Source organism: Shinella sp. 20P9.1.1, assembly GCF_057798995.1.
On sequence record NZ_JBYOLC010000008.1, the window covers coordinates 49,841 to 63,041 of the forward strand.

Below are 13,201 nucleotides of genomic sequence, written 5' to 3' on the forward strand. Positions count from 1 at the left end.
AAGTACCTGAAACGAGCCTGAAAAATCAGGAGGCCGCTTCAGCCTTTCCGCCCTTGATGACGCGCGGCACCGGCTTTGCCTTGTTGGCCTTGCCGTGGGTCTCGATGAAGGACAGGATGCGCGGCGCGATCTCCTTGCGGAAGCGCGAGCCGTTGAACACGCCGTAATGGCCGACATCCGGCTGCATGTAGTGCATGCGCATGTCGTCGGGGATGTTCGTGCAGATCGTCTGCGCCGCCTTGGTCTGGCCGACGCCCGAGATGTCGTCGTTCTCGCCCTCAACGGTGAGCAGCGCCACCTTGCGGATCGCCGTCGTATCGACGGGACGCGACCGGTGCATCATCTCGCCCTTCGGCAGCGCGTGTTTCATGAACACCGTTTCCACGGTCTGGAGATAGAACTCGGCCGTCAGGTCCATGACGGCAAGATATTCGTCGTAGAAATCGCGGTGCTTTTCGGCCGCATCGCCGTCGTTCTTCACGAGATGGGCGAAGAATTCCTTGTGCGCGACGACATGGCGGTCGAGGTTCATCGACATGAAGCCCGAAAGCTGCAGGAAGCCCGGATAAACCTGGCGCATGAAGCCCGGCTGCGGCCACGGAACCGGCATGATGACATTGTCGCGGAACCAGTCGAGCGGCTTTTCCTTGGCCAGATTATTGACCGCGGTCGGATTGATGCGCGTGTCGATCGGCCCGCCCATCAGCGTCATGGTGGAGGGCGAGAGCGGATCGTTGTCGGCTTCCATCACGGCAACGGCGGCCAGCACCGGCACCGCCGGCTGGCAGACGGCGATCACATGCGTATCCGGCCCCAGCGCGTGCAGCATCTGGATGACGTAATCGATGTAGTCGTCGAGATCGAAGGTTCCCTCGGAGATCGGCACCATGCGGGCGTCGATCCAGTCGGTGATATGGACTTCCGCATGCGGCAAGAGCGCCTCGACGGTGCCGCGCAGCAGCGTCGCATAGTGGCCGGACATCGGCGCGACGATCAGGACCTTCGGGTCCTTGCGGTGGCCGGCGGGCAGACAGCGCTCGAAATGGATGAGATTGCAGAAGGGGCGCTGCCAGACGATCTTTTCGTGAACGGAGACGTTCTTGCCGTCGATCGGCGTGGTGGGCAGATCAAAGGCCGGCTTGCCGTAGCGCCGGGTGGTGCGCTCGAGAACCTCGAAGCCTGCAGCCATCGTGCGGCCGAAGTAGGTATGCGAGATCGGGTTGAACGGGTTGCGGAAGGCGATCCGCATCTGGTCCGCCGCAGCGCGCCAGGGCGCCATCATCGCATGATTGAGTTCGTAAAGCTGATAATACATCGGACGCGATACCCCATTTCGTGGCGCGGGCTTAAGTCGCGCACCTGTCACCCGGTTTCCGCACTTGCGAAAACACTAACATGTTTTCGCTGCGTGGCAACATTCCACACCAACATCCTACGTCCGCGAACCTTTCGCGGACATGAACGGAGCACAGCCGCTTCGGTGGGCGTGCAAGCGGGCGGCTTCATTCCGCAACGCAAACGACCGCCTTGATCAGGCCGGCCTTGTCGGTCGCCCAGCGGGCGAGATCGGCGGGCACGGCGTCCAGCGTGGTACGGTGGGTCACCAGCGCCTCGATCGGCACATGGCCGGCGCGGATGCTTGCCATGACATGCTCGAAATCGACCCGCGTCGCATTGCGGCTGCCGATCAGCATCATTTCGCGCTTGTGGAATTCCGGATCGGAGAAACGGATCTCGTCCTTCACCACGCTGACCAGCACCAGCGCCCCGCCATGGGCGACATAGCCGAAGGCCGCTTCCATGGATTTGCCGTAGCCGGTCGCATCGAAGACGACATCGAAACCGTCGCCATCCGTTACCCGGCTGACCTCATGGGCGGCAGCGGCCCCGGCGACAAGGCCGGATGTGAAACCGAAACGCTCCGCCGCCATGGCGAGGCGTTCTTGCGACGTGTCCATCAAGGTAACGTCATGGCCAGCAATGCGCGAGAAAAGGGCGGTGCCGAGACCGATCGGGCCGGCACCGATGACGAGGGCACGGGAACCGGCCGGCGCCAGCGAGCGGCGCACGGCATGGGCGCCGATGGCCAGGAATTCGACGGTCGCGGCGGCCTCCAGCGAAAGGCCTTCAGCCGGGTAAAGGTTTTCGGCGGGAACGGTGATCTCCTCGCAGAAGGCGCCATCGGTGTGCACGCCGAGCACGCGGATCGCGGTGCAGCAGTTCGGCTTGCCCTTCCGGCAGGCGACGCAGGTACCGCAGGAAATATAGGGGTTCACCACGACGGGCGTGCCGGCGGAAAGACCGCTTGCGCCGGGCTCGATGACCGTCGCGGAGACCTCGTGGCCCATGATGCGGGGGTATTCGAGGAACGGGTGTTTGCCCTCGAAGATATGATAATCCGTGCCGCAGATGCCGACATGGCTGACGGCGACGCGTGCCCAGCCGTGCGGCACCGCAGGCCGTTCCCGTTCGACCGCCTGTAGGCGGCCGGGTTCTACGCAGACGACGGCTTTCATCTCAGCGGCTTCCGCGACGGCGCAACTGATCGAAATAGACGATGACGATGATCAGCAGGCCCGTGATGATGCGCTGCCAGAACGAGTTGACGTTCAGAAGGTTCGCACCGTTGTTGATGGTGGCGAGGATGAAGGCGCCGAGCAGCGGGCCATGCACCGATCCGACCGCGCCGAACAGGCTGGTGCCGCCGATGACCGAGGAGGCGATCGCCTGCAATTCCCATCCTTCCGCCTGCGTGGCATTGCCGATGCCGATGCGCGAGGCGAGCAACAGACCGACGAAGGCCGCGCAGGTGGCCGAGAGGATATAGGCGAGATAGATCGTGCGGTTGACATTGACGCCCGACAGACGCGCCGCCTCGCCGTTCGACCCCACCGCGAAGAGATAGCGGCCAAAGCGGGAGAGATGCAGGAAGACGAAGGCCGGGATCGCCACCAGGATGACCATCCAGAACAGGCTCGGCACGCCTAGGAAATCCATGCGGGAGAAGTTGGTAAACCCCTCGTGGTTGATCGAGATCGTCGAGCCGTTGGTGATGAGCAGGCCGATGCCGCGCAGCGAGGTCAGCGTCGCCAAGGTGATGATGAAGGGCGGCAGGCCCATGCGCACGATACCGAAGCCATGGAAGGCGCCGATCGCCACGCCCATCAGGAGCGTCAGGATGATCGAGGCCCAGAGCGGCACGCCTGCCTGAAGCAGCCAGGCGACGATGACGCTGGTGAAGCCGACGATCGCCCCGACCGAGAGATCGATGCCGGCCGTGATGATGACGAAGGTCTGGCCGACGGCGAGGATCGCCGTCATCGCGCCCTGGCGCAGCAGGTTGGAAATGTTACCCGGAGTCCAGAAGGCATGGGTGGACAGGCCGAGCGCCAGCCAGAGCGCGGCCAGGAGCCCGAACAGGGTGAGGCCGAGCAGGATGTTCCGGCCCCTCCTCGGTGCCGGTGCGCTTTCCGTCGTCGTGTCCACGCTCATGTTTCTTCTCCCTTTTTTCGCGTAGCGCTCAGATACCAATTGCCTGGGTCAGGACGTCTTCATGAGTGCCGGCCCGATGGTCGTGGCTCGCAACGAGCCGGCCGCTACGAAAGACATGCAACCGGTCGGACAGTTCATAGACTTCCGGCAGGTAGGACGAGATCAGGATGATGCCGGCGCCGCGTTTCAGCAGTTCGCCGAACAGCCGGTAGATTTCCGCCTTGGTGCCGACATCGACGCCGACCGTCGGCTCGTCGAAAATGAAGAGTTTTGCGCCGTGGCTCAGCCACTTGCCGATGACGATCTTCTGCTGGTTGCCGCCGGACATGGCGGACGCCAGCACGCTGCGTGACGGCGTCTTGATGCGCAGATCCCGGATCTGCCGGTCGGCATTCCCGGCCTCGTCGCCCTTGCGGATGATGAGGCCCGAACTCAGCCGCTTGAAGACCGGCAGGTTGATGTTGAGGCCGATCGACAGGTTGAGGCAGAGGCCCTGGTCGCGCCGGCTTTCCGGCGCCAGCGCGATGCCGAGGTCCATGGCCTCCCGCTCGTTGGAAATCTCGACCCTCTGGCCCTCCCAGAGGATTTCGCCCGATTTCACCGGCTGGCGGCCATAAAGGCCGAGCGCGAATTCACTGCGCCCGGCGCCGATGAGACCATAGAGGCCGACGATCTCGCCGGATCGCACCGTCAGCGACACATCTTCGAAACCGGGACCGGACAGGTTCTTCGTTTCGACGATCGGCTTGCCGATAACGACCTTCTCCTTGTGATAGATCTGCTCGATCGAGCGGTTGATCATCAGCGCGATCAGCTCGGCCTCGTTGGTCTCGCCGATCAGCCGCGTGCCGACATGGGTGCCGTCGCGCAGAACCGAGACGCGGTCCGCCAGTTCGAAGACTTCTTCCATGCGGTGGCTGATATAGACGATGGTGACGCCCTGATCGCGGAGCCGGCGAATAAGCCGGAAGAGCTGGGCCGATTCCTGGCGTGTCAGATAAGCGGTCGGCTCGTCGAAGATGAGGAAGCGGATGCCGCGCATGGCAGCCTTGGCCGTCGCGACGAGCTGTTGCTGGCCGATGGTCAGGCTGCCGAGCAGGGCACCGGCGGGAAGCTGGAAGCCGAGATCGTCCAAAACGGCCTGGGCGGCGTGCTCCATCGCGCCCTTGCGCATCAGGCCGTAACGATTCATCTCGTCGCCGAGGAACATGTTGGCGGCCACGGAGAGATGCGCGCAGAGCACGACCTCCTGATGCACCGCATTGATGCCGCGCGAAATCGCCTCGGTAGGGGTCGCGAGCTGGACGGATTTGCCGCACCAGAAGACCTCGCCGGCCGTGCGCCTGATAACGCCGGTCAGAAGCTTGATGAGCGTGGATTTACCAGCACCGTTTTCGCCGACGATGGCGTGGATTTCGCCGGCCAGGAACGTCACCGTCGCCGGTTTCAGCGCTTCGACGAGGCCATACTTCTTCTGCAGACCGCGCAGTTCGAGGATCGGCGCGCCGCGCGGCACGGTGTCGGATTCGGCGAATTTCGCCTGATCGTCATGCCGATGGCTGAGCTCTTCGAGGCTGCTCATCGCTTTCTCCTCCCTGACTGCGGAAAGCGTCCCGCCCGGATGATGCCGTCCGGGCGGGACGGGGTCAAACCATCATGGTTTTCCCGTCAGTTGACCTTCGGGTTCAAGAGGGCGTCAATCTTCGGATCGGCCATGTTGTCCTTGGTCACGAGATTGGCACCGGTATCGACGAAGGCCTCGACCTTCTCGCCCTTGGAGACGGCAAGCGCCGTCTTCACGCCGTCATAGCCCATGCGATAGGGATCCTGCACAACGAGGCCGGCCAGCACGCCCTCCTTGAGGAAGCCGACGGTCTTCTCATCCGAGTCGAAACCGATGACCTTGATCTTGTCGCCGAGCTTGTTTTCCGCGATCGCCTGGCCGACGCCCTGCGCCATGATGAGGTTGGAGGCGAAGACGCCGACGAGGTTCGGGTTGGCGGTGATGAGGTCGGTCATCATGTTGAGGCCGGTGGTGGCCTGACCGTCGGCATATTTGTCGGCCACGACCTTCAGGCCCGGATATTTGGTCTTGACCTGATCGAGGAAGCCTTCGCGGCGCTGGTCGAGCGAGCCGACGCCCGGCAGGCTGGTGATGATGGCGATCTCGCCCTCTTCCTTGCCCGTCGCGGCCTTGACGGCGGCAGCAAGGCCATCGGCGCCGATGCGGCCGCCCTGCACGTTGTCGGTGGTCAGGAAGGAGGTGAAGGCCTTGGAATCCGCCGAGGAATCGATGCCGATGATCGGAACGGATTTCGCTGCCTCATCGACCGGCTTTCCGAGCGCCTTGAATTCCGTCGGCGAGATGACGACGGCGGCAGGACCGCCGGCCACGGCGTTTTCCAGAATGCTGATCTGGCCGTTGATGTCGGATTCCGACTGCGCGCCGAGCTCCGGCACGGTGACGCCGAGATCCTTGCCGGCCTGGCGGGCGCCGGCGAGCACGATCTGCCAGTAGAAGGACGTCGTGTCCTTGACGATGATCGGGATGGTGACATCCTGCGCGAAGGACGCGGCCGGTGTCAGGGTGGCGAGGACTGCGGCACCCGCCAATGCCGTGAAAGCGCGGCGGGACAGAAGCGATCTTACAATGCTCATCAGGTTTCTCCTCTCAGATGCTTCCTGTCCTCCTTGAGGGGATCGCGTTGCAGGAAGCGAACAACTCGACCTTTTATCGATAAAAAACATTTTCTGCGGCAAGCTACACCCGAGCCGGTTTCCTGGCAAGCGGATGATGGTCAGGCAAAAAGCTACGTTTCCAAATGATCCAGTCCATCGTCCCCCGTCCTCCCAAACGGTGACAGCCGCATTCTGCTAGACGCGGAAGACTTCATGCGGGTGCAGAACACCCTTCTTCAGAATGATATTGCCATAGAGGCGGAATTCCGTCGTGGCGACGATATAGGCCGCCTTCTTCGCCATCTCATAGAAGGCGAAACGCTCGACCGAATGAACGGTGAAATCGCCGGCAAGCCGGTTCACCAGCTGCTGGAACGTTACACAAACCTCTGGCACCGCGGCGGGATCGCCGACGACTTCCATGCGCCAGGCCGCCTCAGGCACGAACGTATCGAGCGGCATATGGGTCAGGATCGCCTCGGTGATCGCCACGGCATCGACACCATCGGCACGGATGACCTTCGGGCCTAAAAAGCTTGAGGGGAAATTGGCATCGGCAATAACGATATCGTCGCCATGGCCCATCGTCCTGATCGCGTGCAGAAGCTCCGGCCCGAGCAGCGGATGAATGCCTTTCAACATGGTCTTGCGATCCTTTCCGATCAAAATCTATTGCCTGACGGCATCTTGCCCCAGTTCGGGCGCCACCAGCGTATGCGGCTCGAAAGCCGGGTAAATATCTTTGCTCAAATCCAGGCGCGCGAGCGCCATGTTGCGGTGCAGGCTCTCCGGCTTGGCGGTGCCGATCAGCACGGACGCGACGGCTGGATGTTCCAGCGGAAACTGCAGTGCCGGTGCGGCAAGTGGAATACCTCTCCTTTTCGCAATCTCCATCATCGCACTGACCTTGCCGGCGATTTCTGGAGTTGCCGGCATATAATCGAAATGCGCACCCTCGACCGGGCCGGTCGCAAGAATACCGGAATTGAACACGCCGCCAACCACTAGCGACGTGCCTTTCGTCTCGCAAAGCGGCAGCAGTTCCGCCACCGCTGAGCGATCCAGAAGCGTGTAGCGGCCGGCGAGAAGGATGCAGTCGAGATCGGCCTCGCGCAGCACGTCGAGGCAGACGGGGATCTCGTTGACCCCGAGACCGAAGGCCTTGATGGCGCCCGACGATTTCAGCGCATGCAACGCTCTTAAGCCGGAGTCGAAGAACTGGCGCATATGAAAGGCATTGCGCTCGGCGCCGTGCGTATAGACGCCGATATCGTGCACATAGAGCATATCGATGCGGTTGAGGCCGAGCCGGGCATGACTGAGCTCGACCGAGCGCATGATGCCGTCATAGCTGTAATCGTAACGCACATCGAAGGGCAACGGATCGACATAGCCGTAGTTCGGCACTTTGTCGTCCGGTACCGGAAACATGATGCGCCCGACCTTGCTGGAAAGCACGTAGCCACCCGGCTTGTCGCGCAAAAAATCGCCGGTGACACGCTCGGCGAGGCCGAAGCCATACCAGGGGGCGGTGTCGAAATAGCGCAGGCCTTCGTCCCAGGCGGCTTGCAATGTCGCCATCGCCACGTCACGCGGGCAGGCGCGGTAGAGCCCGCCAAGAGCGGCGGTGCCGAAACTGAATTCGGTCACGGCAAGGCCCGTCCTCCCGATGGTCCGCGTCTTCATGTCTCCTCCCGGCCGGCGTCCTCCCGCCAGCGCTTTTGTCTTTTATCGACAATAGACAGATTGCCGTCAATGGGTAATATGACGACAGGAGGAGCCGGGAGGAATGGGACGCATGGTGCGACAGCCGTGCGTCTGGCCATTTTCCCGGTCAACCACTAGAGCATTTCTGCTTTTCTTCGAATCGCGAAAACGCTCTGATTGTTAGTTTTCGCGCAATCCCGGACGCAAAACCGCTGCGCAATTTTGCTGGGATTGCTCTAAGGGACGCGAACCCCAACAACCGGCGGCACCCATGGCCAAACAGAACACCGTCTTCAAGGACGCCTTCAATCGCTGCCTCAAACTGCTGGAGCAGACCGCAAGCCTGCCCTCAGAGCCGGAGCTTGGTGCGACACTCGGCGTGAGCCGCACGACTGTGCGCGCAATCCTGACCCGGCTTGAAGAGGTCGGCCTGCTCACTTGGGAGAAGCGCCGGAAGATCGTGCTGCGCAAACCCGTGGCGGCCGATTATTTCCCGACGGAGGAAACAGATTCGCTGTCGGAAATCATCGAGCGCAGCTTCATGCGCCGGATTCTGGCCGGGGGTGCGGAGCCCGGCATGCAGATCAACGAGCTGGAGCTCGCCCGCGAGATCGGCATCGGCACGACGAGCGTGCGCGAATTCCTCATCCGCTTCAGCCGCTTCGGCCTGATCGAGAAACGGCCGAACAGCCATTGGGTGCTGAAGGGTTTCACCCGCGATTTCGCGCTGGAGCTGACGGAGGTGCGCGAAATGTTCGAGCTGCGCTCCGCCGCCGCCTTCGCGCATCTGCCTGGGGAACATCCGGCCTGGCAGGAGCTCGACGCCATCGAGGCGGTGCATCACGCCATCCTCGCCGATATCGAAAACCGCTATCTCGACTTTTCCGAGCTCGACGAGCGCTTCCACCTCCTCGTGCACCGTGCTTCGAAGAACCGCTTCGTCGTCGATTTCTACGACGTGATCGCCATCGTCTTCCACTATCATTACCAGTGGAACAAGACGAATGCGCGCGAGCGCAATGCGCGGGCGCTGGAAGAGCATCTCGCCTATATCGCGGCACTACGCTCGCGTGATCCGGCGCGGATCGAACACGCCTGCCGCCGGCACCTGAAATCGGCGCGCGAAACCCTCCTGCAATCGATCAACTGACGGGAAATCCATGGCAACGCCCATCCTGCAATTCGGAACGAGCCGCTTTTTGCAGGCCCATGCGGACCTCTTCGTCAGCGAAGCGCTGGAACGCGGCGCGGCGTTGGGCCGCATCGCCGTCGTGCAGACGACGGGATCACCGGAACGCGCCGGCCGGCTTGCGGCTCTTGCCGCGCCGGAAGGGTATCCCGTCATCATTCGCGGCCGGCGGGATGGCCGGGATATCGACAGCCGGCAGTGCGTCACCAGCATTGCCCGCACCCTTTCGACGGTGACGGACTGGGATGCAGTGAAAGCGGCCTTTCGCGATGAGGCCGAGGTCGTCATTTCCAATACGGGCGATACCGGCTACCAGGTCGGCCCTGACGATCGGGCCGGTGCCGTGCCCGCCTCGTTTCCGGGCAAGCTACTGGTGCTTCTTCACGATCGCTTCCGCGCCGACCGGCCCGGCCTGACGGTGCTGCCCTGCGAACTCATTGCGCGCAACGGCGATGTGCTCAGGCGCCTGATCCTCGATCTGCAATCCGATCGTTACCCGGAGTCCGGCTTTCGAAACTGGCTATCGAAGGATATGATCTGGGCCAATACGCTTGTTGACCGCATCGTCTCCGAGCCGATCGAGCCGGCCGGTGCCGTGGCGGAACCCTATGCGCTCTGGGCAATCGAAAAGCAGCCAGGCCTGACCGTGCCGTGCACGCATCAAAACATTCTCGTCGTCGACGATCTCACGCCCTATGAGAAGCTGAAGCTGCATATCCTCAATCTCGGCCATACGGTGCTGGCGGATATCTGGCTGAAAGAAAACCGGCCCGCGGACGAGACCGTGAAGGCGATCCTTGCGGACATCAGCGTTCGCGAACGGCTGCTCTTTCTCTACAGGCAGGAGGTCATCCCGAGCTTTGCCGCCAAGGGGCTTAGGAACGAGGCGGAAACCTATGTCGCCGCGACGCTGGATCGCTTCGACAATCCCTTCCTCGATCACCGGCTTCGCGACATCGCCAATCATCATGCGGAAAAACTCGTCCGCCGCATTGTGGATTTCCATGCCTGGACACCCGAAGTGCCCAAGCCCGAACTCCTGGCGATGGCCGGCGGTCAGTAACCGCCGCCGCGCTTTTCCGCTTCCTTTTCACCGAGGAAGCTGCGGCGCAGGTTTTCGACCGCCGAAACGAGGCAATTGACATCGGTGCCGATCGCCAGGAAATCCGCGCCGAGATCGCGATAGACCTCCGCCTGCGGCAGCGAGACGGTCATGATGCCCCGCGCCTTGCCGTGCGCCTTGGTGCGCGCGAAAATATGCTTGATCGCTTCCAGCACCTCCGGCGCACCGGGATTGCCGAGATGGCCCATATCGGCCGCCAGATCCGACGGACCGATGAAGATGCCGTCGACGCCGTCCACGGCAGCAATCTCGTCGACCGCCGCAAGGCCCGCGCGGTTTTCGACCTGCACAATCAGGCAAATCTGGTCATTGGCGGTCGTGATGTAATCCGGTGTTCGGTTGAAATCGCTTGCCCGGCCAAGGCCGGCACCGACGCCGCGGATGCCGTGCGGCGGATAGCGCAGGGCGCGCACTAGAGCCTTGGCCTCCTCGGCCGATTCGACCATCGGGATCAGGAAGGTCTGGGCGCCCTGGTCGAGCAACTGTTTCAAGATCCAGGCCTCGCCCATCGGCGGGCGCACCATGGCATGGGTGGGCGTGTGGCGCAGCGCCCCGATCTGCGCGCTGATCAGCGGCATGTCGTTAGGGCCGTGCTCACCGTCGATCAGCAGCCAGTCATAGCCGCTGGTCGAGAGGATTTCCGCCGCATAGGCGCTGCCAAGTGCTGCCCAGAGACCAAGCTGAAACCGACCCTCGCGAAGGGCTGCCTTGAAGGCGTTTTTGGGTGCTGTCACGATTTTCCCTCTCGACATAAGCCGGCCGGCGATGTTCGCCGGCCGGGTCATCAGACTGAATACTGCTTATGCAATGCCACCAAGGCAGACATATTTGATCTCGGTGAACTCCTCGATGCCGTAGCGCGAGCCCTCGCGGCCGAGGCCGGAGAGTTTGACGCCGCCGAACGGCGCCTCCGCCGTCGAGATCAGGCCGGTGTTGACACCCACCATGCCGTATTCCAGCGCCTCCGCCACGCGGAAGACGCGGGAGAGTTCCTTGGCATAGAAATACGAGGCAAGCCCGAACTCCGTGTCGTTCGCCTGCGCGATCACATCGTCCTCGTCCTTGAACCGGAACAGCGGCGCGACCGGACCGAACGTCTCTTCGCGGGCGACGGCCATATCCGGCGTCACATCGGCAATCACGGTCGCTTCATAGAACGTGCCGCCCAGCGCATGGCGCTTGCCGCCCTGCACCACACGGCCACCCTTCTTCACGGCGTCGGCGACATGCTCTTCGACCTTTTCAAGGGCCGCATTGTCGATCAGCGGGCCGAGGATGACACCCTCGTCGAAACCGTTGCCGGTCTTCAGCTTGCCGACGGCGCTCGCGAGCTTTTCGGAGAAGGCGTCATAGACACCCTCCTGTACGTAGAGACGGTTGGCGCAGACACAGGTCTGGCCGTTGTTGCGGAATTTTGCGATCAGCGCACCCTCGACCGCCGCATCGAGATCGGCGTCGTCAAACACGATGAAGGGCGCATTGCCGCCAAGCTCCAGCCCGAGCTTCTTGATGGTCGGGGCGCACTGCTTGTAAAGCTCCGCACCGATCTCAGTCGAACCGGTGAAGGTCAGCTTGCGCACCGTTGGATTGCCGGTCATTTCCGCGCCGATCTCACGGGCAGAACCCGTGATCACGCTGAACAGGCCGGCGGGAAGGCCGGCGCGTTCGGCGAGGATGGCGATTGCAATCGCCGAGAACGGCGTCTGCGAGGCGGGCTTCAGCACCATGGCGCAGCCGGCGGCAAAGGCCGGGCCGGCCTTGCGGGTGATCATGGCATTGGGGAAGTTCCAGGGCGTGATCGCCGCCACGACACCGATCGGCTGCTTCATCACCAGGATGCGCTTGTCCTTCTGGTGGCCGGGCATGATATCGCCATAGAGGCGGCGGGCCTCTTCGGCGAACCATTCGACGAAGCTGGCGCCATAGACGATCTCGCCGGTGGCTTCGGCGAGCGGCTTGCCCTGTTCCATGGTGAGGATACGGCCGAGATCGTCCTTGTTGTCGATCATCAGCTCGAACCACTTGCGCAGGATGCCGGAGCGCTCCTTGGCGGTCCTCGCCGCCCAGCCCTTCTGGGCGACGGCTGCGGCATCGATGGCTTCCTTCGTCTCCGCGGCACCGAGCTTCGGCACGTAGCCGACAAGCTCGCCCGTCGCCGGGTTCTTCACCGCGATGCCGCTGCCGTCAGCTTCGATCCAGCGCGTGCCAACCAGCGCCGCCTGGCGCAAAAGGCTCGGGTCTTTCAGTGTCATCGGCGTTCTCCCATTGCGATGCCGTCATTTGTGTCGCAAGCGTTATATTGCCTCCCCCACCCCTTCGACAATGCGGCAGACATGCGATTTTGACGCTTCGCGGCGCTGGCCGGCCGGTCTAAGGTCGGCCCGCTGATTTGATACGAGGCTTAACAATGACCCATCCCACCGGCCGCACCGCCGACCACGCCATTGCCCCCATCTTCCTCGACCGCTGGTCGCCCCGCGCCTTCACCGGCGAGGCCATGCCGCAGGAGGTGCTGCTATCGCTGTTCGAGGCCGCGCGCTGGGCACCGTCGGCCGCCAACGGCCAGCCCTGGTATTTCGTCTACGGCCATCGCGGCACCGAGGCGTTCCAGACGATCTACGACACGCTCGACGAGGGCAACCGGCGCTGGGCCGACAAGGCGTCCGTGCTTATCGTCATCGTCTCCCAGACGCACCGCAAGAATGCGGCCGGCGAGATGCGCCCGGCCTATACGCATGCCTTCGACACCGGCACCGCCTGGGGTTATCTCGCGCTACAGGCGATCCATGCCGGCTATCACGCCCATGGCATGGGCGGCATCGACAGGGACAAGGCGAAAGATGTTCTGGGCATTCCCGATGGTTTTCGGGTGGAAGCGGCCGTCGCCATCGGCAAGATTGCACCGAAGGAAACCCTGCCGGAGGACCTCCTGAAACGCGAGGTGCCGAGCGGGCGCAAGAAGGTCGCGGAGTTCGTCTCCGAGGGACGCTTCATCGCCCCCTGATTCGGCC

12 protein-coding genes are annotated in these 13,201 nt (G+C 62.9%); 3 read left to right on the plus strand and 9 right to left on the minus strand.

Translation table 11 applies throughout. The features are described from left to right. Nucleotides 1–25 precede the first annotated feature (25 nt). From phaZ to AC27VQ_RS15235, 7 genes are all read right to left on the minus strand, one after another. Nucleotides 26–1,315 (minus strand): polyhydroxyalkanoate depolymerase, encoded by a 1,290-nt coding sequence (phaZ, locus tag AC27VQ_RS15205; RefSeq protein ID WP_488716918.1) that lies wholly within the window; start codon nucleotides 1,313–1,315, stop codon nucleotides 26–28. Nucleotides 1,316–1,502: 187 nt separating this feature from the next. Then, nucleotides 1,503–2,516, minus strand: a complete 1,014-nt coding sequence (locus tag AC27VQ_RS15210) for a zinc-binding alcohol dehydrogenase family protein (RefSeq protein ID WP_488716919.1) — start codon at nucleotides 2,514–2,516, stop codon at nucleotides 1,503–1,505. A gap of 1 nt (nucleotide 2,517) precedes the next feature. Beyond that, on the minus strand, nucleotides 2,518–3,492 hold the full coding sequence (locus AC27VQ_RS15215) for an ABC transporter permease (RefSeq protein WP_313523926.1): 975 nt from the start codon (nucleotides 3,490–3,492) through the stop codon (nucleotides 2,518–2,520). Between the two features lie 28 nt (nucleotides 3,493–3,520). Then, a complete protein-coding gene (locus AC27VQ_RS15220; RefSeq protein WP_488716920.1) occupies nucleotides 3,521–5,074 on the minus strand; it encodes a sugar ABC transporter ATP-binding protein in 1,554 nt (517 codons plus the stop codon). 86 nt (nucleotides 5,075–5,160) lie between these two features. Beyond that, entirely contained in the window at nucleotides 5,161–6,150 is a 990-nt protein-coding gene (locus AC27VQ_RS15225; RefSeq protein WP_313523932.1) for an ABC transporter substrate-binding protein, read from the minus strand. 216 nt (nucleotides 6,151–6,366) lie between these two features. Continuing rightward, complete coding sequence (locus AC27VQ_RS15230; protein ID WP_488716921.1) at nucleotides 6,367–6,813, minus strand: RbsD/FucU family protein; 447 nt, start codon at nucleotides 6,811–6,813, stop codon at nucleotides 6,367–6,369. A 27-nt stretch (nucleotides 6,814–6,840) separates the two neighbouring features. After that, nucleotides 6,841–7,857, minus strand: coding sequence for an aldo/keto reductase (locus AC27VQ_RS15235; protein WP_488716922.1), 1,017 nt, complete (start codon nucleotides 7,855–7,857; stop codon nucleotides 6,841–6,843). Between the two features lie 292 nt (nucleotides 7,858–8,149). Here AC27VQ_RS15235 and AC27VQ_RS15240 point away from each other — a divergent pair, with 292 nt between their 5' ends. Beyond that, a complete protein-coding gene (locus AC27VQ_RS15240; RefSeq protein WP_488716923.1) occupies nucleotides 8,150–9,028 on the plus strand; it encodes a GntR family transcriptional regulator in 879 nt (292 codons plus the stop codon). Between the two features lie 10 nt (nucleotides 9,029–9,038). Beyond that, on the plus strand, nucleotides 9,039–10,130 hold the full coding sequence (locus AC27VQ_RS15245) for a mannitol dehydrogenase family protein (RefSeq protein ID WP_488716924.1): 1,092 nt from the start codon (nucleotides 9,039–9,041) through the stop codon (nucleotides 10,128–10,130). On the opposite strand, the gene AC27VQ_RS15250 is transcribed toward AC27VQ_RS15245, so the two are convergent. Together AC27VQ_RS15250 and gabD are read right to left on the minus strand one after the other, a co-directional pair. Beyond that, a complete protein-coding gene (locus AC27VQ_RS15250) occupies nucleotides 10,124–10,924 on the minus strand; it encodes an HpcH/HpaI aldolase family protein (protein WP_117372229.1) in 801 nt (266 codons plus the stop codon). The two genes, AC27VQ_RS15245 and AC27VQ_RS15250, sit on opposite strands and share 7 nt — an antisense overlap. Nucleotides 10,925–10,990: 66 nt before the next feature. Next, nucleotides 10,991–12,442, minus strand: a complete 1,452-nt coding sequence (gene gabD / locus AC27VQ_RS15255; protein ID WP_488716925.1) for an NADP-dependent succinate-semialdehyde dehydrogenase — start codon at nucleotides 12,440–12,442, stop codon at nucleotides 10,991–10,993. A 155-nt stretch (nucleotides 12,443–12,597) separates the two neighbouring features. Between gabD and AC27VQ_RS15260 the strand changes: the two genes are divergently transcribed. Then, a complete protein-coding gene (locus tag AC27VQ_RS15260; protein ID WP_488716926.1) occupies nucleotides 12,598–13,194 on the plus strand; it encodes a nitroreductase family protein in 597 nt (198 codons plus the stop codon). Nucleotides 13,195–13,201 lie beyond the last annotated feature (7 nt).